Source organism: Nocardia carnea NBRC 14403 (assembly GCF_000308515.1).
GTDB classification, from domain to species: domain Bacteria; phylum Actinomycetota; class Actinomycetes; order Mycobacteriales; family Mycobacteriaceae; genus Nocardia; species Nocardia carnea.
Genome location: NZ_BAFV01000040.1, coordinates 115,021 through 139,834, shown reverse-complemented (window position 1 = coordinate 139,834; position 24,814 = coordinate 115,021). Strand labels below are relative to the sequence as shown.

Sequence of the window (24,814 nt, the reverse complement as noted above, 5' to 3'; positions counted from 1 at the left end):
CCGAGCATGAGGAGTAGCTGGATGACAGGCGAGCTCAGCGCGCGGTGGTGGATGGGATGACGATGCGTCCGCTCGCCTGCGAGAAATGCGGTAACCGGGTGCTGGTGGAGAAGTTCAGCCCGGTCCATACCGCCGTGCAATGGACATCCGACGCGAAGGAATGCCCGGTGATCTCGGGCCGCGGCCCGGGCATAGGCGACCGGGAACGCGAATGCGAAGCCCTGCACAGCAGCATCGATCGCGCGGTGCGCGAGCACGAACTGTACGAATCACGGATCGAACTGCCACGCGGCGACGCAATTCCCCGGCTTCATTGACCGCACCCTCCCGGGATTCGGCGACGGTGCCATCCGCCCTGTGCTGGTGCGACGAAGCCGTCGCGACCGTCCGGGACACGCTGTGCCGCTCACCGGGAGTATGCGCCGACAGGCCCCCGCACCGGTGGCAGGCTCGATGCCATGAGTACCCCAGTCGATACCCGAACCGTTCCCGAATTGCGTGAACTGCCGACCGAGCACGGCGTGCTGCGTTACCGCGAGGCCGGCGACGGCCCGCCCCTGCTCCTGCTGCACGGCTCCGGGCCCGGCGTCACCGGGTGGCGTAACTTCGGCGGTAACTTCGCCACCTTCGCCGAGCACTACCGGACTCTGGTTCTGGAGCTGCCCGGTTTCGGTGTCAGCGACGATTTCGGTGCTGTGCACCCGATGATGTCCGCTCAGCAGGCGGTCACTGCCTTCCTCGACGGGCTCGGACTCGACCGGGTCCGCATCATCGGTAACTCGATGGGTGGTTTCGTGGCCACCGATTTCGCGCTCGCATCGCCCGACCGGGTCGAGCGGCTGGTGACCATCGGCGGTATCGGTACGCCGGTGCTCACCCCGCAGCCGGGAGAGGGAATCATCCGGCTCAGCGAGTTCGTCGACAACCCCACCCGTGAGGCGCTCGTGGCGTGGCTGCGCTCGATGGTGTTCGACCAGTCGCTGGTGACCGACGAGTTGATCGAGCAGCGGTGGCAGCAGGCCACCGATCCGGCGACGCTGGAGAACTCGCGCCGCATGTACAGCAGTGCGGCACTGGCGCGGATGGCGGCCGCCGCGCGCAGTGTGGACACCACGCCGAACTGGGCGAAACTGGGCGGGCTCGCGGTGCCGACCCTCGTCACCTGGGGGCGGGACGATCGGGTCAGCCCCGTCGATATGGCATTGCTCCCGATGCGCACCCTCCGTAACGGAGAGGTGCACATCTTCCCCAACTGCGGCCACTGGGTGATGATCGAGCAGAAGGAAGCCTGGGAAGCTACCGTCCTGGCCTTCCTGCGCCGCTGATCCGGACGTCTTCCACCGTTGTCGGGGTGTGTTCCGGCGCCGGGTCGATCACCGGCGCCGGAATCGCGCAGAAGCTGTGGCAGATACGGTCTTTGACGATCTGGTTCGGGCACTCCGGATCGAACCACTGGTCCACGAGGGCCCAGTGCACCGGATGATTCATATACGGGCCGAGCAGGCCGTCGATATCGGCGAATTCCTGCTCCCAGACATGCGTCCATTGCGAGGTCCCCGTGGCACTCTCGACGCGGCTGAGCTGCCAGGCCCGGATGGCCGGGATCAGCCGGGGCATCTGTAAGGTCGCGTGTTCGAACCGGGCGATTTCCGCCGGTGCGGCGGCGTCGTCCACGCGCAAGAGCAGAGTGCGGTAGACCGTCGACGGGCTCGCGTCGTTGCGGCGACCGGATCGGCCGTCGCCGGTGCGCCCGCCGGGATACTCGGCGGAGTCGATATGGTCGATCGCCGGTCCGCTCATGGCCTCGTCGATGGCTTCGCGGCGGGACAGCCACTCGGATTTCGACGCGAACCGGAAATGGGCGAGGAGATCGCCGCCGTTTCGCACTCCCGGCAGTGTCGGGGCAACCAGCGGGCGCCGCACCCCCGCGGCTTCCGCGGCCGCGGTGAGGCGTTTGACGGTCACCTCGGTGGTCATCGCGTCGGCGGGGTCGGTAAGGCGTAGCAGACTCGTCACCTTATACATCGCACAGTCCTTCCACATCCTCGGCGCAGCTCGCCATGGAACGCGTGCGTTCGACGATCATCGGCGCCATCGAATCCCACCACCGGGCCGGTTCGGGATCGTGCCGGGCACGGACCGCCGCCGCCCACCAGGCTCTCGGGCCCGCCACCGTCCAGGTGGCGGTGACGGTATTCGTCTCCTCATCGATCCAGGCCGGCGGGCTCACCAGAATCCGATCCAGCGTCAGCCCCCGTTCGCGCGCCTGCGGCGCATAGCCGCTGAGATACGCGTCGATGAAGGCGCGTGCGCTGCCGGGCGTGAGCACGATCCGATCGATGATGTAGATGGTGCGGTCGTCCATGTCCTGAACGTAAGCGCTACCGTCTGGGCCGGTGCCGGTACCTCCCGGTGGCCGGGAGATACCACCTCCGGATGCCTTGTAGGCTGCACGATCATGGCCGCCGACCCCGATGCGTACCCCACTCTGCCCGCGACCAGCTGGGCCGTTCTGGGCATGCTGTCCTTCGGTGAGGAACTGACCGGTAACGACCTGAAGAAATGGGCGGATTGGAGTATCGGCTTCTTCTATTGGAGCCCGTCGGTGAGCCAGGTCTACGGCGCTCTGGAGAAGCTGGAGGACCACGCGCTGGTGCGATCCCATGTTGTCGCCGACGAGGGCGTGCGCGGCCGGCGGCTGTACGGGATCACCGATACCGGGTTGCGTGCCCTGCGGAACTGGTCGCGAGATGCCGAGATCGATATGCCGGTACTCAAACACGGTGTGATGCTTCGCCTCTACCTGGGGCACCTGCACGACCCCGAGGGGCTGAAAGAGATCGTCCGCCGGCATATCGAGAATCTGCGGGACCGTGCCGAGCAGGCGCAACTACATGCCGATCACTCCGAGGCAGAACCCGGCTGGGCCTTCACACAGATGAGTCTGCGGTGGTCGCAACGATATTTCGCGGCGGAGATCGAATTGGCCGAGGGGTTGCTCACCGAAATCGACGAGGCGGCCGCGCGGTATCGCGAAGCGACGGTGCGCGACGACAACGGCATGCCGATACCGCGGCAGCCCGGTAGGTGGCGCACGGTCGGTGAGGATGCCTCCGACGGTTCGTGACGACCGCGCGCCGTCCGGTCAGCCCTCGGCGAGAACGCTCGGGGCGGTGGGCAGAGAACGTAAGATGTTGCGGCGCTGCAGCGTCGGCGTGACCCGCACTCCCGCGCAGACGCTGCGCCAGATGGCGTGCGCGGTGAGCTGGACCGGGCTGATCATCCGGCTGTCGAAAGTCATCTGGGACAGCGGTCCACAGATGGACACCGCAGTGGTCGCCTCGCCGACCGGCCCGATGGGTGCGGCGATACATCCGAAACCGGGCACCGCGCTGTGGCGTTCGACGGCATAGCCGAGATCGCGGATGCGGGCGTCGTCCGATCCGTTGCCGCCGTCGAAGGCCAGTAGTGCCTTACCGAGCGCCGTCCGCGGCGCCGGCAACCGCCTGCCCACCCGGGTCGGTACATGCGCGGCGAGCCGGCCACCGATCTTGTCGAGGTAGACGACATCGTTGCCGTCGAGGACTGCCAGGTGCACCACCATGCCGGTGGCTCGGTACAGGTGGTGCAGGTGTTCGCCGGAGGCGGCGTGTATCCGGTCCTGGTGCACCGCGAGCGAACCGAGTTCGACCAATCGGATTCCGAGACTGTAACTGCGGCCTTCGCGCCGCAGCCAGCGCAACTGGACGAGCCGGTCCAGCATTCGGTGGGCGGAGGAACGGGGCAGGCCGGTGCGGAGGACGACCTCCGCCAATCCGAGGCTCTCGCGCCCGTCGAAGGCGTCCAGTACGAGCGAGATGCGGTCGAGGATGGCGCTGGGGGTCGCGGCCGTACCGGTGTGCATCTCCTGGGTGGTGATCGTCATGCTTGGCTCCCTTGCCTACCTGCGCCATCGCTCTGACATGGCTATTTCTAATAGAAATAGTGCCATAGACCCGGCGGTATGTGAAGCAGATCACGAATGGGGGAGGTCAGAGCAGGTTCCCGCTCAATGGACACGTCGGCGTATGCGCCGGCTCGGGCGGCTTACGTTTACCTCCACTTGTCGTCCCGATCGGAATGTGGAGCCCGGACCAGATGGTGAAGAAAATGCCCCCGCTCGTACCCGCCCACGACACGATCGTCGATCTGCTCGTGATCGGTTCGGGTACCGGAATGTCGGCCGCGCTCGCAGCGCACGAACTGGGACTGTCGGTGGTGATCGCCGAGAAGACGGCCTATGTCGGTGGTTCGACCGCACGTTCGGGTGGTGCTTTTTGGATCCCGGGAAGTTCGATCCTGCCGGAGCCGTACGAGAAGGGGGTTGCGGAAGCCGGAACCTATCTGCGGGCGGTCGTGGGGGATTCGGCCCCGTCCGAACGCGGTGCCGCCTTCCTGGACCACGGCGCCGAAACTGTCGAGATGCTGGAGCGGACGACGCCGATGCGGTTCTTCTGGGCCGAAGGCTATTCCGATTACCACCCCGAGAAACCAGGCGGCCGGGCCGAAGGCCGCACTTGCGAATGCCGTCCGTTCAACGCCTCCGTTCTGGGGGAGCAACGACCCAGGCTGAGGCCGGGCGTAATGGAAGCGCCGGTGCCCATGCCCGTGACAGGCGCGGACTACAAGTGGATGAACCTGGTCGCACGCAAGCCGCTGAAGGCCCTGCCGCGCATCATGCGGCGCGCGGCGCTCGGGATCGGCGGCATGCTCATCGGACGGGAATACCTGGCCGGCGGGCAGGCGCTCGCGGCGGGCCTGTTCGCGGGTGTGCTGCGGGCGGGTGTGCCGGTGTGGACCGAGACGTGCCTGGTGCGGCTCGTGCACGACGCGGGCCGGGTCTCCGGCGCAGTGCTGCGACAGGGCGAACGCGAAGTCACCGTGCGGGCCCGCCGCGGTGTCGTGCTGGCAGCCGGCGGTTTCGACCACGATATCGACGGCCGGCACAAGTACCAGTCCCCGGCGCTGATCCCGCACGCCAGCCTCGGCGCCGAAGGGAACACCGGGGACGCCATCGAAGCGGCTCAGGAACTCGGCGCCGGTACGGTCTCCATGGACCAGGCCTGGTGGTTCCCCGCATTCGCGCCCCGGCCCGGCGGTGCACCCGCCGTGATGCTCGCCGAACGTTCGCTGCCGGGTTCGTTCGTGGTCGATCAGACCGGCCGGCGATTCATCAACGAATCCACCGACTACATGACCTACGGGCAGCAGGTGCTCGCCCGTGAACGCGACGGCGACCCGATCACCGAAATGTGGCTGGTCTTCGACCAGCGCTACCGCAACAGCTACATCATGGCCGGCGGTATCTACCCTCGGCAGCCGATCCCGAATTCGTGGTACGAGGCGGGCATCGCCCACCGCGCCGACGACCCGGCCGCGCTGGCCCAGGCCATGGGCCTGCCGGTGGATACGTTCACCGCCACCTTCGCCCAGTTCAACGAGTACGCCGAAGCAGGCAAGGACCCGGATTTCCAGCGTGGCGAAAGTGCTTACGATCGCTACTACGGTGACCCCACGGTGAGCCCGAACCCGAACCTGTCCACACTGGCCAAAGCGCCCTACTACGCGGTGAAGATGGTCCTCAGCGACCTCGGTACCTGCGGCGGCGTCGTCGCCGACGAGCACGCCCGAGTCCTCCGGGAGGACGGAAGCCTCATCGAGGGGCTGTACGCCATCGGCAACACAGCCGGCAACGCCTTCGGCGCCTCCTACCCCGGCGCCGGCGCCACCATCGGCCAGGGCCTCGTCTACGGCTATATCGCCGCCCGGCACGCCGCCGCCGAATCCGTGACATCCGTGTCCGGCGAGTAGGGGCCGGTGGCCGACGCGTCGACGGCGGCCCACGGTGGCGGCCGGCCGGCCGGCAGTCTCAGCCGAGTGCCCCCGGATACGTGCTGTATCCGGGGGCATTCGTGAAAATGCCGGCCCGGCGCGTCACATATGCGAGCCGCCGTCGACCCGGACCTCCGTACCGGTGACGAAGTAGGCGTCCGGCGAACCCAGCATGGCCACCACCGACGCCACCGCATCCGGACCGGCGAAGATCGCGCCGCCGTCGAGGGGCAGCGCGGGGGAAGCCTTGGCGAACATTCCGAAATCCACGTCCGCGGGAAGTCCGGGGCCCATGCTCTGTTTGGCCGCGCCGGTGCCGTCGGTCATTCCGGAGGAGATGGACCCGGGCTGTACAGCGTTGAACCGGATGCCCTGCTTGCTGAACTCCAAGGCCAGCGCGTGGGTCATCGCCTGGATACCCCCCTTGGAGGCGGCATAGGCCGACATATACGGATGGGCGAAGGCCGCCGATGTCGAGCTGAAGTTCACCACGGCCGGCCCCACACCGTCCCGCAACGCGGCAATCGATTCCCGGGTCACCAGGAAGGTGCCGATGAGGTTGATGCGGACCACCTGTTCGAAATCGGCGAGGGTCGTCTGTTCGAAATGAGCCGAGCGGAGAACACCGGCCGCATTGACGAGGGTGTCCAAGCCGCCGAGCCGCTGCACCGCCTCGGCCACACCTGCCCGTACCGATTCCTCGTCGGCGATATCCATCGTCACGGTGCTCAGTGCGGCGGAGTCCGCCTTTTCGGCAGTATCCCGCAGACCGGCCTCACTGATATCCGCGGCGACCACCTGGCCGCCTTCCTCCAGAATGCGGAGTACGCAGGCCTGGCCGATACCCGACCCGCCGCCGGTGATCAGGACCCGCCGGCCGGTGTACCGCTGGAGAACGCCCATTCGATTTGCTCCTGTGCTCAGGGGCGGAACGCACTGGCAGCGTCGCCCGGAGTGCCGAGATTGGCACAGGCCTCTTCACTTCCGAAAAGGTGGTTCCGCTCAGCGGGCACGTTACTCGTCGGCACGGAGGCCGGCCGGCTCCGTCACTGCGGGCCTTCGACCGCGCTGTCGCCGAGCATGGTGCAGCTCTCGGGCAGGCCCCGTGCTCGGGCGCCGCCCCGGTGGATGTCCCGAATGAGACCGGACCGCCCGCGACTGCTGTGGTCGGACGAGAGCGGTCCGGGACCTCGGTCCCGGGGGTGATGTTTCGGCGAGCGGGCACCTGGGGGCGGACCCGGTCCGGTTCAGTCTCCGGCAGGCGCGTACCGGTGGGCGAATTCATGAACCTGCGCGACGACGTGGCCGAGTTCTTCGGCGGTCATACCGTGGCTCATACCCAGGGACATACCGCGTTCGAATACTTCGTCGGCATTCGGCAGACCGCCCTCGGGCACCCGGTATTCGACTCCGCGCATCATCGGATGCCGTGTGACGTTACCGCTCCACACAGTGCGAGTGTCGATACCCGCGGCCTCCAGGTGGCCTTGCAGGTCGGCGCGCGTGAATCCGGCGTTTTCGCGAATGGTGACCGGGTAGCACAGCCAAGCGGTGTGGAAATCGGGATTCTGGCGAGGCAGCCGGAACAGGGACGGGTAGGAGCCGAAGGCGGCGTTGAATGCGTCGAAGATTTCCGCGCGGCGCTGATAGTTCTTGTCGAGTTTCGACAGCTGGACGAGACCGAAGGCCGCGCCGAGCTCCGAAGGTTCGAAGTTCCAGGGCAGGACATCGAAGATGAAGTCGTTGTCGTAGGGGACGCCGTCGAGATCTTCCCGGAAGACCCGCCCGGTGCGCGCGGCCTCGGATCCGAAGAGATGCGGTTCGGAGCGGCGGCCCCAGCGGCGCAGCATCAGGCCCTTGTCACGGAGTTTCTCGTCGTCGACGCAGACCATGCCGCCGTTGCCCGCGCAAGTGATGATGTGGGACATGGCGAAGCTGGTGACGGTGATATCGGAGCGGCTGCCGGTTTTGGTGCCGCGCAGGGTGGTGCCGATGCAGTCGCAGGAGTCTTCGATGATCTTCAGGCCGTGACGGTCGGCGATATCGCGGATGGCGTCCCAGTCGGGGGCGTTACCGGCAAGGTTCGGCAGCAGGATCGCTTTGGTCTTATCGGTGATCAGCGCTTCGATAGCGGAAGGGTCGGCGTTGTAGGTATCGGGTTCGACGTCGACGAACACCGGAATCCAGCCGCCGCGAACGATGGGGGAGACGTCGGTGGAGAAGGTCAGCGGTGAAGTGATGACCTCCGAACCCTTGGGCAGATCGAGCAGTTCCAGCGCGAGGTAGAGCGCTGAGGAACCGGAGTTGCACATCAGACCGAGCTTCTTGCCGTAGAGGTCGGCGACCCGGGCTTCCATCTCGGCGACATTCTTACCGATCTTCAGCGCGTACGGCCCACCCCGCAGTACCTCCAGGCAGGCATTGATTTCGGCTTCGTCGTGGACACTGCGTGCGTAGATGACCCTGGTCACGATAGAGCTCCTCGTCGTGGTATCGGAAAGGAAACGTCGCCTGGTATGGCGTCTCGCGTCCGTCGGTGACTTCCGGACGGGTCGAACGTATGGCGGGTGCTGACGGACAGCAACCGAGGCTTCCAGCAGGCGGAACGCCTGTCTCGTCGATCCTGGATCGTGCGCGCCGGGAATCGCGCGGGAGCTATCTGCCGGCCGTGGTCTCGGACAGTTCCGCCGGGAAATGGCACGCGGCGTAGTGCCGGGGACGCACTTCGCGAATCTCCGGTTCGGATTCGGCGCACAGTGCGGTGGCCCGCGGGCAGCGGGTGCGGAACCGGCAGCCTGAGGGTGGGTCGTGCGGTGAGGGGAGATCACCGGACAGTGTGAGCGTGCCCGGTGCGACCTGGGGGTCCGGCTCGGGCACCGCGGACAGCAGTGCGGCGGTGTACGGATGCGCCGGTTGCGCGTAGAGCGAATCGGGTGGAGCGATCTCACAGATCTTGCCGAGGTACATGACGACCACTCGGTCGCTGATGTTCTTGACCACCGCGAGGTCGTGGGCGATGAACAGCAGCGTCAGATCGTAGCGGTCCTTCATATCCTCGAGCAGATTGAGGATCTGTGCCTGGACGGAGACGTCGAGGGCCGAGACCGGCTCGTCGCAGATCACCACTTCCGGTTCGACGACCATCGCGCGGGCGATGGAGATCCGCTGGCATTGGCCGCCGGAGAACTCGTGGGGCCGCCGGTCGCCCGCGGATTTCGGGTCCAGACCGACCGAATCGAGGATGTCCTCGACCATCGCGGTGCGCTGGGCAGCGCTGTGCCGACGGGCGATCTCCAAACCCTCGGCGACGATATGGCGGACCTTGCGCAGCGGATTCAGCGACGAGATCGGATCCTGGAAGATCATCTGGATCGGCCGGCGGGCCGAGCGCAGCTTCCGTATGGATTTGGTGGTGAGGTCATCGCCCTTGAACAGCACCTGCCCCGAAGTCGGTGGTGGGAGCTGCATGATCGCTTTGGCGAGTGTCGACTTCCCGCATCCTGATTCGCCGACGAGACCGAGAGTTTCCCCGCGCCGGATATCGAGGCTGACGTCCGATACGGCGTGCACCTTGCCTGAATGGGCTGTGCTGTACTCGACCACCAGGTTCCGGACGCTGAGCACCACATCGGTATCGTCCGGGCGCAGGTGGGCAGTTCCCGTTCCGGCCATCAGAGCACACTCCTCGAATTCAGGGACAGCCCGGCGGCCGAGGCGCCCGCTGCCGTATTGGCCGCCAGGGCCGCCTCGCCTTCGGAGGTGCCCGCGGGATAGAAACAGGCGAACCGGTGCCGTGGCCCCACATCCGGCGCGGCGGTCAGACCGGGTGCTTCGGTCAGGCATCGTGGCCGCGCGTACCGGCAGCGCGGAGCGAACGCGCAGCCGGGCGGCGGGTCGACGATGGTGGGCGGTCGCCCGGGGATGGCTTCCAGTCTGGTGTGGCTGGGCGCGGCAAGGCGTGGGATGGAGCGGAGCAGCGCTTGTGTGTAGGGGTGCCGGGTGGCGCGGAACAGTTCCTCGGTCGGTGCCTGTTCGACAACCCGCCCCGCATACATCACGGCGATCTCGTCGGTTCGGCCGGCCACGACTCCGAGATCGTGGGTGATGAGTACCATCGCCATCTCGTGCTCCCGCTGCAGCCGGGCCAGCAGTGTCAGGATCTGGTGCTGCACGGTCACATCGAGCGCCGTGGTGGGTTCATCGGCAATCAGCAGCCGTGGTGAGCAGGCGAGAGCCAGTGCGATCACCACGCGTTGCCGCATGCCACCGGAGAGATTGTGTGGATATTGGCGGAGCCGTTTTCGTGCGTCCGGGATACCCACCGAGGTGAGCAGTTCCGCCGCACGCCGCGCCGCTTCGGCCCTCGACAGCGGAAGATGGCGGCGCAGGGTTTCGGTGAGCTGCGCGCCGATGGTGAGCACGGGAGTGAGCGAGGTCATGGGATCCTGGAACACCATCGCGATCCGGGACCCCCATAGCGCGCGGGCTTCCCGGCGGTCGAGTGTGGCGGTATCGCGTCCGTCGACCTCGATCCGGGAACCGTGCCGGACCGTACCGTTGCGCGGCAGGATGTTCATCACCGTACGGGCGAGCACCGATTTGCCCGAACCGGATTCTCCGACGATACCGAGCGTGGTGCCCGGCGCAACCGTCAGATCGACGCCGTCGACCGCGCGGACCATGCCGTGGGGTGTATCGAACCATACCCGCAGGTCGGCGATAGTCAGTGCCGGTGACAGCGAGGCGGTCTCCGATCCCGGCGCTGCCGGAATTCCGGCTTTGTCAACAGATGTCACAGTGACGACTCCCGCCCGATACGGTCCCGCGCCCAGTCGCCGGTCAAGTTGAGCGAAAGCACGGTGAGGAAGAAGAACGCTCCGGGTACGAGCACGAGATACGGGTCCTCGTAGAGGCTTTCCCGCTCGGCGGCGATCATCCCGCCCCAGCTCGGCGCGGGTGGCGGCACCCCGAGGCCCAGGAAGCTCAGTGACCCTTCGGCCACCACCAGGGTCGCCGCGACGACGATCGCGAACGAAAACACCGGAAGTGCGACGTTGGGCAGGATCTCCCGCACGATGATGCGAAACGTACCGGCACCCAGGGATTTCGACGCGGTAACGAATTCACGGCCGGCGAAGGCGATGGTATTCGCCCGGGCAATACGTGCGAAGGTCGGCATACCGACCAGCGCGAGGCCGATCATCAGCGTGCCGATACTGGGTTCCATCACAGCGACCAGGGCGATGAGCAGAATCAGTGGTGGAAACGCGAGGATGGTGTTGGTCCCGATATCGAAAGTGACATCGACGCTCCTCCGGAAGAACCCGGCGGCCAAGCCGAGTGCGGTCCCCACGGCCAGCGCCAGCAGAGTCGCGCCGATTGCGACTGCCAGCGAGATCTGGGCGCCGTGGACGACCCGGCTCAGAAGGTCCCGTCCGAGCGGGTCGGTGCCCAGTATGTGCGCGGCCTGCTGGAACGGAGGTATCGAGTATTGGTCGGTGATCTTCGCCGGATCCGGCAGTGGGAGTATCGGCGCCGCTACAGCGGCGAGCGTTATCGCGAAGAGCCAGATCGCTCCCGCGACGGCACCGAATCTGCGGCGTCGTTTATGGCGTGCGGGCGGCTCGGCCGCGGCCGACCGGTCCGGTGGGGCTGACGGAGCGATACTGCCGGCAACGGCCGATTTCTCGGTGGTTGTGCTCATGACGTTCTCACTCTCGGGTCGAGTAAGGGGTATGCCAGATCGACCAGCGCGTTGATCAGGACGTATCCCACAGCGACCACCAGGACGACGCCCTGCACCAGCAGATAGTCCCGGGAGTTGATCGCGGTGAGGACCAGGGATCCCAATCCAGGGAGCGCGAACAGGGATTCGACGATCACCGTGCCGCCGATCAGCCGGCCCATCGATACACCGAGCACGGTGAGCAGCGAGAACGCCGACGGGCGCAAGGCGTGCACGAAAAGGATGCGACCGGTCGGAATACCACGTGCCCGGGCCGACAGAACGAAGTCCTGCTGCAGCGTCGCGACCATATCGTTGCGCAGCAGCCGGATGAAGGCGACAGCTTCGATGGCGGCCAGCGTCGCGACCGGAAGTATCAGACCGCTCAGGTGCGGGCCGAGCCCCTCGGAGAGTGGTGTCCAGCCCAGTACCGGTAGCGCCTGCATGGAAACGGCGAACACGAAGACGAGCAGGACACCGAGCAGGAAGCTGGGAATCGAAAGCGTCACCGAGCACAAGAAGGTCGTGATCCGATCCGCGATCCCGCCCGGCCGGTACCCCGCCCAAACGCCGACGGGAACGGCAACGGCCAGCGCGACGAGTATCGACAGGCCGGCGAGCTCCAAGGTGACCGGTAATCGGTCGAGGATGGCATCGGTGACCGGCAGCTGGGACTGCATCGAGCGACCGAGGTCCCCTTGCAGTGCGGAGCCCAGCCACTCGAAATACCGCTGTAGCAGAGGCCCGTCGAGGCCGAACCGTTCGGCAGCTGCGGCACGCATCTCGGGGGTGGCGCCCTCGGGTAACAAGGTGGCCAGCGGGTCTCCCGGAGTCATCTCCAGCAGCAGGAAGGTCGAAATACTGACCAGAACCAGAACCGCGACCAGTTTCGCGAGGTAGACGGCGAGCACACGTCTTGTCATCGGCCGGCCCACCGATACTGCCGGATGCCGCGTGCACAGGCGTTCACGTTGTACCTCATTCCTGTATCCACGCCAGTTCGGGGCGCATCCAGTACTGATACGTCGGTTCCACGCCGTATACATCCGCGCGGAGAATCAAACTCGTCACGGAGGGGCGCCAGTATCGGTAGGCGGTGGTGGCCACCAGTTCCCGGATCGCCGCTTTATAGGCGTCGGCGACCACAGCCGGATCGTTCGAGGTGTGAGCGCGCTCCAGGGCTCGGTCCACAATCGGGTTCGAATAGTCGGCGGTATTGCCGGAGCCCTCCGTGTGGAACACCCGGTACAGGTTCTCCGGGTGCGCGCCGCCGAGCGCATTGAGGACCAGGTCATAGGTTCCCGAAACCAATGCACTCGCAAATCCGGCACCGTCGAGGGCCTTGATTTCGAGCTCGAGACCGTCCGCCTGCTGGAGTTGTGCCTGGAGAACCTCGGCGACCCGCGTGAGCACCGGACTACCTGCGGTGGTGACGTACGACAGCACGATCTTCTCGCCACCGTGCCGGGCACGATAACCGTCCACCAGCCGCTGTGCACCCTCGACGTCCTTCTCGGGCCATTTCGCGGCCTCGTCGAACAGCGGCTGGTCCTCGGCGACGAAGTATTCGGCACCCTGCTCACCTGGGAAGGCCGCCGCCCGTATCTGTTCGTTGTCGATCAGTTTCCCGATCGCGGTGCGCAGATCGGAGTCGGCGAGCGGGCCCCGGCTGTTCAACCGCACCCCGTTCCCGCCGAGCTGCGCGTATTGGACGATTTCCAGGCCGGCGGCTCGGGCGCGGTCGGCGTATTTATCGCTGACCACCACCATCACGTCCACTTCCCCGGCCTGTAATGCGTTGTAGCGCTGGTCGTCGGCCGGGATCGTCTTGTATATGAACCTGTCCAGGTACGGTCGCGGACTATCCCAATAATCGGGATTTCGTTCGAGAACCAGTTCGGTGCCACGAGCCCAGGACCGGAAAACGAAGGGACCGGCGCCGACCGGTGCAGTGGCGAAATCCGCGCCCTTACGTTCGATAGCCGTGGGCGAACCGATGAACGCCAGCGGTTCGGTGAGCTGGTACGGGAGCTGGTAGTTCACCTCGGCGGATGTCACCCGCAAGGTCGTCGCGTCGACGACCTGCCAGTCGATCATCTGCGCGGCGGCCCTGCTCGGCGAAAGTTGGCTCGGATCCAGCGCGCGCTGCCAATTGAAGGCCACGGCAGCGGCGTCGAACGGAGTGCCGTCGGTGAACGTCACACCCGGACGTAGCTTCAGGGTCCACACCTTGCCGTCCGTGCTGCTGAACGATTTTGCCATCCCGGGAACGATCTCCCGAGTCTCGGCATCGTAGTAGAGCAGGGCCCCGTAGATCGCCTGGCAGGGACCCACTCCGATACCGATCGCGCAGGTCACCGGATCAACCGACTGTGCCTCGGTGTTGAACGCCAGCGCTACTGTCCCTCCGCGGCGTGGTTCTCCGGCGGGCTTGCGTTCCACCGTGGTCACGCCGGCGCATGAGGTGAGTAGAAGTATTGCCGCGGCCACCGCGCCCAGTGCAGAAGCCATTCGGTATCGGATTCGCAAGGGGTGACTCCTTTGTCATCGCCGTGTGGCGGCGTCTCGACTCACTGCTCGAGAGCTGCGAGCATTACGCCATCGGTCACCGTCGGTGACCAGAGCCCGTTCCGTTCAGCGGGAACGGGCCGATACGGGGAAGAAACGGGCGTCGTGGGATATGCCCATTCAGTGGAAAGACCGCCGGCGGATTGCCTTCCCGGCGTCATGATCGAGATCGGTGCGGGAGCGCGCACTCGCGCTACCTGCTCACCGGCGACTCACGAAAACGCTACCTCCGGTGCCGGGCACCGGAACCACCTGGAAATTGTTCACCGAATCGGATCGGCAGGCTATATGTTCTCGGAACACGCGTTCTTCTCCTTCATCGATCTCACCGATCCCAGCGTGCATCGCGAATACAACGAATGGCATCAACTCGATCACCGTCCGGAAAACCTGCTGCTACCGGGTGTCGCCTGGGGCGATCGGTGGGCGAGGCCGGCCGAATATTCCGCGCTGGACCGGGCTTCGTCGCCGGAGCTCGCCGACATCGACTACGTGGCGATGTATTGGTTCCGCCCGCCGTATGAGGAGAGCGTCGCGGCGTGGACCAAACTGGGGGAGGACTCCTTCCAGTGGGGCAGGGGGCCGCAACTGCCCGGGGTCCGGCGCCCGCTGCTCGGGTTCTTCACGCCGGTCAAGGGCTATGCGGCACCGCGTATCGGAGTGTCGGCCGAGGCATTGCCTTTCCGGCCCAACCGTGGTCTACATCTGACCGTCACCCATTTCGGCGACCCGCACGAGGCCGATGTGCACGAACAGTTCCGCTGGGACGATCGCGTCGGTATTCCCGCGCTACTCGACTGCCCGGGGGTCGCGGGTGCGTGGACCTTCTCGCTGCATTCGATGCAGAAACACCCCACTTTGCCCCTCGGTGCCGGCAATCGCGAATTCGCGCCGGGGTCGGTCCGGATCCGGATGCTGTACCTCGACGCCGATCCCGCCGACGTGACCCGTGCGGTGATGCAACTGGAACAGGATCTGGCGACCGGCGATGCGCCGCGGCCGGTCGTCGGGGAAACCCTGTTCGACGGTCCGCTGCGGACGATTATTCCCTGGCAGGACTGGTAACCGTTTGCCTGGCCCGCCGGCCGGCGATGAGCAGGCCGGCGAGTACGGCGGCGGCCGCGGTGGTTGCGGCCGCGATCCAGAACATGGCGGCGAACGCCGTCTCGCCGGGATACTGCGCGCCGCCGGCCGTGATGGTCCAGGTGCTGCCCACCGCGGCCATGGTGGCGCTGGCAGTGGAGGTTCCCACCGACTGGAGCAGGGCGCTGATGCTGGTGGCCGAAGCGGATTGCGATATCGGCACCAACGTCATGATCAGGGTGGGGACGGCGGCGATCGTGAGCGATAGACCGATACCGACCACCACGGCCCCCACCAGCATCTGCCACGGCTCCCGGCTGAAGGGCACCCGGAACGTGAACGCCAGGGCCAGTTCGATCGCCGCGACCAGCAGAACCGGTTGCGGGCCGAAACGTCCGATGGCGCGCGCCGCGATCGGCGCCGTCGCTATGCCCACCAGCGCTATCGGCATCAGCCAGAATCCGGCTTCCAGGACACTCAGGCCCGCACCGAACCCCGTCGCTGCCGGTAGTTGCAACAACTGTGTGGTGAGCAGGATATTGCTGAACAACGCGAAGCCGATGAGCAGCGCACACAGGTTGACGAACAGCAACGGCGGCCGCGCCGCCACGCGCAGGTTCACCAGAGGCGTCCTGGAGCGGAGTTGCAGCGGGATCCACCCTGCGAACAGCAGCACACTCGTGCCGGCCGACAACAATGTCGCGGGGCTCGACCAGCCCCACTGCCCGCCCTTGGACAACGGCACCAGCAGTGCGGTCAGCGCACCGGCGAGCACGACCGCGCCCAGGATGTCGAACCTTTCCCGGGGGCGCGCCGGCGCCGGCGGGACGACTTTCATGACCACGGGCAACAGCACCGACCCGGCCAGGGCGACGGCCCAGAAGATCCAATGCCAGTCCAGAAAGGTGACGATCAGGCCGGACAGCGGGAGTCCCGCGGCGGCGCCGATGGCCATCGAGGCGCTCATGGTGGCCACTCCACCGGGCACTCGATGCGCCGGCAGGACATCGCTCATGGTGGCCATCGCGACCGGAATCAAGGCCAGGCCACAGCCTTGAACCGCGCGTGCGAGTATCAGCGGGAGCAAAGCATCGCTGAGGGCGCCCAGGATCGACGCGGCGATCACGAGTATCAGCGTGAGCACGATCAGCCGTTTCTTGCCGAACATATCGGCCAGGCGTCCGATCAGTGGAGTGACGACGGCTCCCGTCACCAAAGTCGCGGTCACCAGCCAGGAAGCGTTGCTCGCAGAGGTATTCAACAGGGACGGCAGGGCAGGCAGCAGCGGCAGGACCATCGTCTGCTGTAGTGCCATCAGGTATCCGCATGCGGCGAGAACCACGACGATCCCGGTTCCGGACCGGGCGGTGGAGACCACCTCGGCGGGAGGCTGAGCGGGTGTCGTATCGCGCTGCCGGATGCTCACCATCGGCCGGGACGCTGTGGCTGCGAGGGAGGGTCGAGGCGGGAATTCGGCGGCATAGTCCCAGAATCGAGCCCGGTGGTGGCAGTCGCAAGGACTCCCACCGCTGAGTGGAAACCTGCCGTTGCCGTGCCGCCGAACGGCAGGGGTCCCGCCGGTGCCGATAGTCGACGGGAAGGCCGCTCGCGCCGCATGCGCGCTACCCCTCAGCTGGGTGTGTGCCGGAACAGATGACAGTGACTCACCGGTGCACCACACTGAGAGGGTTTGGTATACGCGGGAGGAGAGTCGCTATGGCTTCTCGGTACACAGCGGCGGTCGAGCGTGAGATCGCCGATATGCGAGCACAATACGAGGATTGGGCGAACACCGCAGAACCGTGGTCGTTGCGGGAATTGTTCAGCACACCGGACTCCGATATCGCAGAGTACTGCAGAGAGTTCCGTCCCAGCGAATTCGGTGCGCAGGCTTGTGACGATGTGGAAAGTTACTGCCGGGCGCACGATATCTGGCTGAAACCCGCCGGTGCGCACTACAACAGCATGACGCCATATCTGCATCCCGGAGCGGTCAGCGCGCAGCGGCTGACGGTGATCGGATTGTTCAACGCAATCCTGTTCTGGCTCAACGATACTGTGGGACGGGAGAAATACGGGCACCTGTCGGAAGCCGAACAAGACAGGGCGCGTGACGAGCTCGCGCGCCTGTGCCGCCTGCTCGAAACCCGGAAACCCGCCGCCGACCCGACCCCGGTCGAAGCGGCGACGGTCGATTTCTTGTCGCAGGTCGGCGAGTTGTCCGACCCACGATGGCTCGGCGAATTCCTCGCTTCGACCGTAGAACATCTGCGCACCGCGATCCGCGACCAGAACGCCCGCGCCCGTGGTGATCTGCTGACCGTCGCGGAGTACATCGATCTGCGCGCGCAGGTATCGGGGATGTATCCGGCCATCGCCCTGTGCGAGTTCGGCCGCGACAGCTATCTGGAGGAGGAACAGCTGGTACAGGCGGAGCTGGCTCCGGACTTACGTCGATTACGTGTGCTCACTGCCGAAATCGGTGCCTTGATGAATGACATGTTCTCCTTCGAAAAGGAGTGCATTGCGGACCGGTCGGATTTCAACCTGATCCCGGTCTGCCTGCTGAACACACCCGGCGCGACCTTGGCCGGCGCCGTCCGCGAGGCAGGTGCCATGGTGCGCGACCGTATCACCGAGTTCCGGCAGCGTCACGACGCGCTGGCGGACCGCTGCCACGAGCCGGGCGTTGCCGATACCGATCTCGCCGCGCAGCTGCGTGTGCATCTCGCCGACCTCACCGGTTGTGTCCAGGCGAGCTGGGTGTGGCAACTGACCACGACCCGGTACAAAGGTGCGAGTATTTTCTCGGAAAACCACCCCCATCCGGCCGGAGCGCGGCCGATGAGCAATGATGGTGATCATCAAGGGTAGCCACCCCACCATTCGGTAGGCGATGTTCCATGGCTGCGAACGGGGCGGTGGCGGGCACAGCAGCGAAGGGGAGCGATGGAGCCGGAGCACAGCGAACTGGTTCGAGCATGGTCTGCGGCCCTCCATGCGACCGGTGGCTCCGCCCCCTCCGATCCGAGTATCTATCACCTGCTCAGCTGGCTGGTGCACGATCTCGCCCATGCGCTCACCACCACGCCGTTCGATTTCGGTGCCGGTGCCCGGGCGGGGGCCGCCCTGGCGGCCGCGGATCTGCCGGCACCCGATGTGGTGGCCACCTCGGTCCCGGTGCTGTGGTCACTTACCGGCGGGGATCCCGAAAAGACCCGGAGGATGACGGTCCTGCTGGCCAAGCTCGGCGAAGGTTTCGGTATCCGCCGGCAGATGCTGTTCGCGCCGCCCGACGCTCCCGGCGAGGTCGCGCAACGGATGGACGAGCGCTTCCGGGTCGTTTTCGACAACGCGGCGGTAGCCATCGCCATCGGCGATACCAACGGTGTTCTGCTCAACGCCAACCGGGCGCTCGCGGATATGATCGGCGTCCCCGCCGGCGACCTGCGCGGTATCTCGGTGTACGAATTCGCTCACCCCGAGGATCGGGAACGTATTCGCCGGCTGGTCTACGAGCGGCTCGTCCCGCACAAACAGGGCGCGGTGAAGCTGGAACAGCAGATCGGGCGGGCCGACGGCAGCTACGGGTGGGCCGCCTTCTCCATCACCTTCGTCGAGGGGCGGGACGGGCATCCGGACTATCTGCTGGCTGTGGGTGAAGACGTCACCGAACAGCACCGGATGCGCGAGGAACTGCACCGGCAGGCGCGCCACGATCTGCTGACCGGACTGCCGAACCGGCGTCAACTGCTCGAATGGCTGGATTCGACGATTCGCGACGCCGGCCCGCAGGACCGGATCGGGTTGTGTTTCGTGGACCTGGACCGGTTCAAATACATCAACGACCGCTACGGTCACGGCACCGGCGACAAGGTACTCACCGAGGTCGCGCACCGGTTGCACGACAGTGTGGTGGAGTTCGATTGCCTGGTCGCGCGGATCGGCGGCGACGAATTCGTGACACTCGTCCCGCCACCCGTCGACGACGACCGGATGACCGAGGTGGCCGAACGGTTGCTCGGCGCCCTATCCGATCCGGTCATCACGGGCGGCCATCGGCTGACCGTCTCGGCCAGTATCGGCGCGGTCGTGACCACGGTCGAGGGCGGACAAGCGGAGGCATTACTGGACGCCGCCGATACCGGGCTGTATCACGCCAAGAACAGTGGAAAAGCGCAGTGGGTACTGCATACTCTGCCGGTCGACGAGGACGACGAGCCGAATCCTGTCGACGGTGCCGGCCCCGCCGACCGCGCCCACTGACCCCGGACGGTCAGGCGGTCCCGGCCATGGTGCCGACGAGCCCGCCATCGATGATCAGGTCTTGACCGTTGATGTACGAGGCTTCGGTGGAAGCCAGAAAGGCCACGGCATCGGCGACCTCACCGGGACGGCCGAATCGACCGGCCGGAACTCGGCTTCGGTTCGCGGCGGCAACCTGCGCCGGAAGCTCGGCCTCGGGGTACATCGGGGTATCGATATAGCCGGGGCTGATGGAGTTGACGCGGATACCGCGCGGAGCGAGATCCGCGGCGAGAGTCCGGGCCAGATTGTGCACGGCGGCCTTGGTGGCGGAATAGAGCCCCAGCTCATCGACCCCCCGGTGCAGGGTCCACGAGGCATTGACGACGATTGCGCCGCCGTCGGGGATGAGGGGCAGTGCCTTCTGAACGGTGAAGAAAACCCCTTTGAAGTTGACTGCCACGGAACGGTCGAAATCTTCCTCGGTGATCTCCCGGACCGGTGCGAAGATGCCGACTCCGGCATTCGCGAAGACCACATCGATCCGGTGGTGCCGGTCCCGGATGTCCCGCACGAGCGCGTCGAGTGCGGTCAGGTCGGCGACATCCGCGACGAATCCGTGCGCCCGGTCGCCGAGGTCCGCCACCGCCGCCTCCAGCCGGGTGGCGTTACGTCCGGTGACGACCACCTGTGCGCCCTCGCCGATCAGGCGTTTCGCCGTGGCGATACCTATTCCGCTGGTGCCGCCGGTGACCAGTGCGATCTTGTCGGTGTATCGAGTCATAGGGAAAGACTCGGTGGCCGGACGGCGCCTGAACAGACCGAGTTGATGCGGGGTGTGGCACCACCAGGCATCGTGGGCCCGAGCCACAGGCTCAGCTGATCAGGCGGGACTCCTCGGCGAAGGATTCCAGCCATTCCAGCGTGCCGGTGCCGGGAGTCGGATTGTGCAGGACCAGGTGGTGGCCGGGATGGTCCGGCAGCGGCAGCCGGGTGTACTCGAAATGCAGTTCACCGCCGTCCGGATGGGTGATGGCCTTGGTACCGTTCGCCGATTCGGTGACATCATGCCTTGCCCATAGCCGGGCGAATTCCGTACTGGCCGTGCGGAGTGCGTCCGTAATCCGGTGAAAGTCCCGGTCCTGAGGATGCCGCGCCGCGTCGGCGCGGAACCGCGCGACGATATCGGGCGCCGCCTCCTCCCACTGAGTGAAGGCGGCGCGGTAGCGGCTGCTGGTGAAAAACGCCACCAGGCAGTTGTCGTCGTCCTCGGTGAGACCGAATACTTCGCGCGCCGTACTGTTCACCGCCGCGAAACCCCAGTACCGGTCGATGATGTAGGCCGGGCGGGGCAGCCAGGCGTCCAGTATGCGGTGCCACTCCGCCGTGACCGGCCGGTGCGGATCGGCCACGGCGGCGCCGGGTGGTTCGAGACCGGCCAGCCGGTACAGGTAGGCCCGTTCGTGGGTATCCAAGCGCAGCGCGCCGGCGACAGCGTCCAGCACTTGCGCCGATACCCGGATATCGCGGCCCTGTTCGAGCCAGGTGTACCAGGACACCCCCACCCCCGCGAGTACCGCGACCTCTTCCCTGCGTAACCCCGGGGTACGGCGCAGACCGGCGGGCGGCAGGCCGACATCGGCGGGAGCCAGCCGGGCTCGCCGGGAAGTGAGGAATTCGCGGAGTTCGTCTCGTCGGTCCACCTCCCCAGGTTATGCGGGTTTCCGGCTATGCGGCGGGGGTGTCGCCGGCGGGCACCGGCACGCTGGAGACGGTGAACGGCAGAGACTGCGGCGCCAGCCCCGCCACCAGCCGGTTGTACTGACTGTTGACGACCAGCAGGCGCCCACCCTCGGTGAGGGCCGCCTGGCTGGGATGCAGGAATCCGCCCGGCGGAACGAGGCTGTCGACGATCCGGGCGCCGGTGAGGTCTTCGCTCATCTCCAGAACCGCCACCCGGGGCTCCTGGTCGGTATCGGCATACAGGTTTCCCTGTGTCACATAGACCCGCCGTCCGTCTTCGGAGATCAAAGCGTCGGCGCTGGGCAGCAACTCTCCGCCCAGGTCCACCTCGTCGACCTCGCCGGTGAACCGGTCGATACGCCAGAGCCGGCCGGTGTTGCTCTGCACCGACAGCAGATGCCGGCCGACGGCCAGGATGCCGTTGAGATTGTGCTCACCGTGTATCCATTCGATGGCCGTATCGTCGATATCCAGCCAGGGATCCATCTGCCAGCGGCCGTCGCGTTCGGTGATCCGGTAGATCATCGGCAGGAAGGAATCGGTGACGTAGGCCGTACCGTCGTCCGCGACGGATACCTCGTTCACGAAACCGCCCGGGAGACCGCGAAGTTCGGTGAGCAGTTCGCCGCTACCGGGGTCGTAGACCCGGGTGATGTTGCTGTCGGCGCCGTTGACGAACAGTCGTCCCGCGGCGTCCATGGTCATTCCGGAGGTGAGCGTTCGTCCGTCGGTCCCGTGCGGGGACCACAGCTCGGCGTCGGGGCGGTCCACATGTCCGCGATACAGCGCGCCGTCCGCGGCGCTGCCGACGAAATAATGCCCGGTTTCGGGATCGTAGGCGAGTCCGGTGGGAAATGCCCGGTCGCCGGGGATTACGTAGTGGCCGGGCGGTTCGGCCGGCGCGGGGGCTGTGCAGGCGAGAGTCACCGACGCAGTGAGCCCGAGGATGAGATGGCGTATACGAACGCGCATGGCGGTCGTCCTTTCCTGGATGCGATCTTCCGCATCATCTGCCATCCGCGAGGATTCTCCCGATACCTGTCGATACAGGTGTTCGCGTGCCTGGGTGTGGGAAACCCAGGCACGGCGGACGCCGGTCACCGTGGTGAACCGACGAGAAAGGCTCCGCACCCGTGGGGTGCGGAGCCTTCGAGTCACACGAAATCAGATCGCGCGGACGTCCTGAGCCTGCGGGCCCTTCTGGCCCTGGCCGATCTCGAACTCGACCCGCTGACCCTCTTCGAGGGTCTTGAAGCCCGAGCCACCGATGGCCGAGTAGTGCACGAAGACGTCAGGGCCGCCTCCGTCTTGGGCGATGAAGCCGAAGCCCTTCTCGCCGTTGAACCATTTCACGCTGCCTTGCGCCATGCTTTAATACTTCATTCCTGTAGATGAGCCGCGCAGATCACTTTGATAAGCGCAGTCTCGGTGAACCAGTGTGCCACACGCATGGGTGATCCGTCCAGGGGGGTGGACCTCAGGCGGCAACGGGGCGCCGTTCCCCACTTCGTGTCCGGCCGGTCGCGGACCCGCTACGGACCGTGAAAGGCATTGATGAGCAACATGATTCAGAGAAATACGAGAGCCGGTTCCGTCAGCGGCGCTTGGGGTCGAACGTGGACTCGACATCGGATTTCGCGACGGCTTTGGCCTTCTTTTCCGCACGCTTTTCCTTCAGCGTTTTTCCGGATTTTTTGGTGGCGCCGCCACGAGGAGATTTATCGGACATGATCGTCCTTCGTTTAGCCGGACCTGAACGGTCCCGTTGGCTCCACCGTACGCGACGCCGCCAGGTCGGGTGCGGAAAACGACTCGGTGTCGCGCCCGCGGGCGCCGGGGCTACTCCTCGGTGAGCCGGCCCGCCGCCATATGCCAGCGGCGGGTCGCATGCACGGAATCCAGCATGCGGCGGTCGTGGGTGACCAGCAGAAGCGTGCCAGCAAAAGAGTCGACCGCCTGCTCGAGCTGTTCGATGGCCGGTAGATCGAGATGGTTGGTCGGTTCGTCCAGGACCAGCAGGTTGACGCCGCGGGCCTGCAGCAGGGCCAGCGCGGCGCGGGTGCGTTCGCCGGGTGAGAGGGTGTCGCAGGCACGGGTGACGTGCGGTCCGCGTAGCCCGAACTTGGCGAGCAGCGTCCGGATATCGGCATCCGGCCAGTCGGGGACGGCCGCCCCGAAGGTCGCGGCGAGAGCACCGGCACCGCGGAACAGGCCGCGGGCTTGGTCGACCTCCCCGATCTGCACGCCGGAGCCGAGCGCGGCGGTGCCGGTATCGGGAGCGAGTTTGCCCAGCAGCAGACCGAGCAGGGTCGATTTACCGGAGCCGTTCGCGCCGGTCAGCACGATGCGATCGGCCCAGTCGATCTGGATCGTGACGGGTCCGAGCGTGAAATCGCCGCGGGTGACGGTGGCATTGCTCGCCGTCGCGACCACCGAACCGCTGCGCGGCGCCGCCGCGATCTCCATCCGCAGCTCCCACTCCTTACGTGGTTCCTCCACGACGTCGAGCCGTTCGATGCGGCGCTGCGTCTGCCGGGCCTTTGCGGCCTGCTTCTCGGTGGATTCGGCGCGGGTCTTCCGGGTGACCTTGTCGGAATCGTTCTTGCTCTTACGGCGCGCATTGCGGACACCGTGCTCGAGCCAGTTGCGCTGCATCCGCGCCCGGGCCTCCAAAGCGGCTTTGGTATCGGCGAATTCGTCGTACGCCTCGCGGGCGTGCCGGCGCGCGATCTCGCGTTCGGTCAGGTAGGAGTCGTAGCCGCCGTCGTAGAAGTTGATCTGCTGCTGGGCGAGATCGAGTTCGAGGACGGCGGTCACCGTGCGGGTCAGGAATTCGCGGTCGTGGCTGATGATCATCAGCGGTACCCGGACACCGGTGACGAAACGTTCGAGGCGGTCGAGACCGTCGAGGTCGAGGTCGTTGGTGGGTTCGTCGAGCAGCAGAATATCGAAGCGTGACAGCAGAACCGACGCGAGACCCGCGCGGGCAGCCTGCCCACCGGACAACCCTGTCATCGGCGTATCCAGTCCGCCCGCGAGGCCGACCGTGAGCCCCAGATCCGCCGCAACCTCCGCGGCACGCTGGTCGAAATCGGCGCCGCCGAGCGCGAGCCAGTGTTCGAGAGCGGGGGAGTAGTCGTCGTCTCCGCCGTCGGCGAGTCGTTCGGCGGCGGCGTCCATGACCCGCTGGGCGTCGGCGACACCGGTCCGTCGGGCGAGGTATTCGAGCACGGATTCACCCGCGGTGCGCTCGGGCTCCTGCGCCAGGTAGCCGACGGTGGCATCGGGCGGGCTGAGAGTGATACTGCCCTCACCCGGAGCACCGTCGGCGAGCATGCGCAACAGCGTCGATTTTCCCGCGCCGTTGACGCCGACCAGCCCGATCACATCGCCGGGAGCGAGTGTCAGATCGAGGTCGGCGAACAGGGTGCGTTCGGCGTGCCCGGCCGCGAGGCCGCTGGCCTGCAATGTTGCGCTCACCGCGCATATTCTGCCCGGACCGGCCGCAACGCCCGGCACCGGCTGTCGGCAGCGCATGCAGTCGTGGGCCAGGTGGCCGGGCCGGGCTCTCGCGGAGGC

General features: G+C 66.3%; 24 protein-coding genes. 7 read left to right on the top strand and 17 right to left on the bottom strand.

What is annotated here, in order from left to right; all coding sequences use genetic code 11:
- The first annotated feature begins 56 nt into the window (after positions 1-56).
- Positions 57-317 carry a hypothetical protein gene (locus ON22_RS15375; protein ID WP_051157663.1) on the top strand — a complete coding sequence of 87 codons (261 nt, stop codon included), beginning with the start codon at positions 57-59 and terminating at the stop codon, positions 315-317.
- A gap of 141 nt (positions 318-458) precedes the next feature.
- Positions 459-1,325 carry an alpha/beta fold hydrolase gene (locus ON22_RS15370; RefSeq protein WP_033242594.1) on the top strand — a complete coding sequence of 289 codons (867 nt, stop codon included), beginning with the start codon at positions 459-461 and terminating at the stop codon, positions 1,323-1,325.
- Here the strand turns inward: ON22_RS15370 and ON22_RS15365 are convergent.
- The gene (locus ON22_RS15365; RefSeq protein ID WP_081595600.1) at positions 1,297-2,025 is read right to left on the bottom strand and encodes a Dabb family protein; all 729 of its coding nucleotides are present in this window, start codon (positions 2,023-2,025) and stop codon (positions 1,297-1,299) included. The two genes, ON22_RS15370 and ON22_RS15365, sit on opposite strands and share 29 nt — an antisense overlap.
- Entirely contained in the window at positions 2,018-2,365 is a 348-nt protein-coding gene (locus ON22_RS15360) for a hypothetical protein (protein WP_033242595.1), read from the bottom strand. The genes ON22_RS15365 and ON22_RS15360 overlap by 8 nt, the downstream gene beginning before the upstream one ends.
- Before the next feature lie 93 nt (positions 2,366-2,458).
- On the opposite strand from ON22_RS15360, the gene ON22_RS15355 reads away from it, so the two are divergent.
- Positions 2,459-3,127 (top strand): PadR family transcriptional regulator, encoded by a 669-nt coding sequence (locus tag ON22_RS15355; RefSeq protein ID WP_033242596.1) that lies wholly within the window; start codon positions 2,459-2,461, stop codon positions 3,125-3,127.
- 18 nt (positions 3,128-3,145) lie between these two features.
- On the opposite strand, the gene ON22_RS15350 is transcribed toward ON22_RS15355, so the two are convergent.
- Positions 3,146-3,925 carry an IclR family transcriptional regulator gene (locus ON22_RS15350; protein ID WP_051157661.1) on the bottom strand — a complete coding sequence of 260 codons (780 nt, stop codon included), beginning with the start codon at positions 3,923-3,925 and terminating at the stop codon, positions 3,146-3,148.
- A 212-nt stretch (positions 3,926-4,137) separates the two neighbouring features.
- Between ON22_RS15350 and ON22_RS15345 the strand changes: the two genes are divergently transcribed.
- Positions 4,138-5,850: a 3-ketosteroid-delta-1-dehydrogenase gene (locus tag ON22_RS15345; RefSeq protein ID WP_033242978.1), complete on the top strand. Its 1,713-nt coding sequence runs from the start codon at positions 4,138-4,140 to the stop codon at positions 5,848-5,850.
- 123 nt (positions 5,851-5,973) lie between these two features.
- On the opposite strand, the gene ON22_RS15340 is transcribed toward ON22_RS15345, so the two are convergent.
- The 7 genes from ON22_RS15340 to ON22_RS15310 form a co-directional block, all read right to left on the bottom strand.
- Positions 5,974-6,774 carry an SDR family NAD(P)-dependent oxidoreductase gene (locus tag ON22_RS15340; RefSeq protein ID WP_033242597.1) on the bottom strand — a complete coding sequence of 267 codons (801 nt, stop codon included), beginning with the start codon at positions 6,772-6,774 and terminating at the stop codon, positions 5,974-5,976.
- Positions 6,775-7,118: 344 nt separating this feature from the next.
- The gene (locus ON22_RS15335) at positions 7,119-8,342 is read right to left on the bottom strand and encodes a DegT/DnrJ/EryC1/StrS family aminotransferase (RefSeq protein WP_033242598.1); all 1,224 of its coding nucleotides are present in this window, start codon (positions 8,340-8,342) and stop codon (positions 7,119-7,121) included.
- 184 nt (positions 8,343-8,526) lie between these two features.
- Positions 8,527-9,543 (bottom strand): ABC transporter ATP-binding protein, encoded by a 1,017-nt coding sequence (locus ON22_RS15330; RefSeq protein ID WP_033242599.1) that lies wholly within the window; start codon positions 9,541-9,543, stop codon positions 8,527-8,529.
- Complete coding sequence (locus tag ON22_RS15325; RefSeq protein WP_373280863.1) at positions 9,543-10,643, bottom strand: ABC transporter ATP-binding protein; 1,101 nt, start codon at positions 10,641-10,643, stop codon at positions 9,543-9,545. Before ON22_RS15325 ends, ON22_RS15330 begins: the two co-directional genes overlap by 1 nt.
- A gap of 20 nt (positions 10,644-10,663) precedes the next feature.
- Complete coding sequence (locus ON22_RS15320) at positions 10,664-11,575, bottom strand: ABC transporter permease (RefSeq protein ID WP_033242600.1); 912 nt, start codon at positions 11,573-11,575, stop codon at positions 10,664-10,666.
- Entirely contained in the window at positions 11,572-12,519 is a 948-nt protein-coding gene (locus tag ON22_RS15315) for an ABC transporter permease (RefSeq protein WP_033242601.1), read from the bottom strand. The genes ON22_RS15320 and ON22_RS15315 overlap by 4 nt, the downstream gene beginning before the upstream one ends.
- Positions 12,520-12,574: 55 nt before the next feature.
- The gene (locus tag ON22_RS15310) at positions 12,575-14,107 is read right to left on the bottom strand and encodes an ABC transporter substrate-binding protein (RefSeq protein ID WP_033242602.1); all 1,533 of its coding nucleotides are present in this window, start codon (positions 14,105-14,107) and stop codon (positions 12,575-12,577) included.
- A gap of 345 nt (positions 14,108-14,452) precedes the next feature.
- On the opposite strand from ON22_RS15310, the gene ON22_RS15305 reads away from it, so the two are divergent.
- Positions 14,453-15,229 carry a hypothetical protein gene (locus ON22_RS15305; RefSeq protein ID WP_033242980.1) on the top strand — a complete coding sequence of 259 codons (777 nt, stop codon included), beginning with the start codon at positions 14,453-14,455 and terminating at the stop codon, positions 15,227-15,229.
- Here ON22_RS15305 and ON22_RS15300 read toward each other — a convergent pair.
- A complete protein-coding gene (locus ON22_RS15300) occupies positions 15,207-16,676 on the bottom strand; it encodes an MFS transporter (RefSeq protein ID WP_051157659.1) in 1,470 nt (489 codons plus the stop codon). The genes ON22_RS15305 and ON22_RS15300 overlap by 23 nt on opposite strands.
- A gap of 287 nt (positions 16,677-16,963) precedes the next feature.
- Here ON22_RS15300 and ON22_RS15295 point away from each other — a divergent pair, with 287 nt between their 5' ends.
- The gene (locus ON22_RS15295; RefSeq protein WP_081595596.1) at positions 16,964-18,121 is read left to right on the top strand and encodes a terpene synthase family protein; all 1,158 of its coding nucleotides are present in this window, start codon (positions 16,964-16,966) and stop codon (positions 18,119-18,121) included.
- A 75-nt stretch (positions 18,122-18,196) separates the two neighbouring features.
- Positions 18,197-19,513 (top strand): diguanylate cyclase domain-containing protein, encoded by a 1,317-nt coding sequence (locus tag ON22_RS15290; RefSeq protein ID WP_051157658.1) that lies wholly within the window; start codon positions 18,197-18,199, stop codon positions 19,511-19,513.
- Positions 19,514-19,523: 10 nt separating this feature from the next.
- Here the strand turns inward: ON22_RS15290 and ON22_RS15285 are convergent, their stop codons facing one another.
- From ON22_RS15285 to ON22_RS15265, 6 genes are all read right to left on the bottom strand, one after another.
- On the bottom strand, positions 19,524-20,276 hold the full coding sequence (locus tag ON22_RS15285; RefSeq protein WP_033242603.1) for an SDR family NAD(P)-dependent oxidoreductase: 753 nt from the start codon (positions 20,274-20,276) through the stop codon (positions 19,524-19,526).
- Between the two features lie 91 nt (positions 20,277-20,367).
- Positions 20,368-21,195 (bottom strand): helix-turn-helix transcriptional regulator, encoded by an 828-nt coding sequence (locus ON22_RS15280; RefSeq protein ID WP_033242604.1) that lies wholly within the window; start codon positions 21,193-21,195, stop codon positions 20,368-20,370.
- Between the two features lie 25 nt (positions 21,196-21,220).
- On the bottom strand, positions 21,221-22,207 hold the full coding sequence (locus ON22_RS15275; RefSeq protein WP_156052223.1) for an NHL repeat-containing protein: 987 nt from the start codon (positions 22,205-22,207) through the stop codon (positions 21,221-21,223).
- Positions 22,208-22,399: 192 nt separating this feature from the next.
- Entirely contained in the window at positions 22,400-22,603 is a 204-nt protein-coding gene (locus ON22_RS15270; protein WP_033242606.1) for a cold-shock protein, read from the bottom strand.
- A 226-nt stretch (positions 22,604-22,829) separates the two neighbouring features.
- Positions 22,830-22,964: a hypothetical protein gene (locus ON22_RS37980; RefSeq protein WP_086007740.1), complete on the bottom strand. Its 135-nt coding sequence runs from the start codon at positions 22,962-22,964 to the stop codon at positions 22,830-22,832.
- A gap of 110 nt (positions 22,965-23,074) precedes the next feature.
- On the bottom strand, positions 23,075-24,715 hold the full coding sequence (locus tag ON22_RS15265; RefSeq protein ID WP_033242607.1) for an ABC-F family ATP-binding cassette domain-containing protein: 1,641 nt from the start codon (positions 24,713-24,715) through the stop codon (positions 23,075-23,077).
- Between the last annotated feature and the right edge of the window lie 99 nt (positions 24,716-24,814).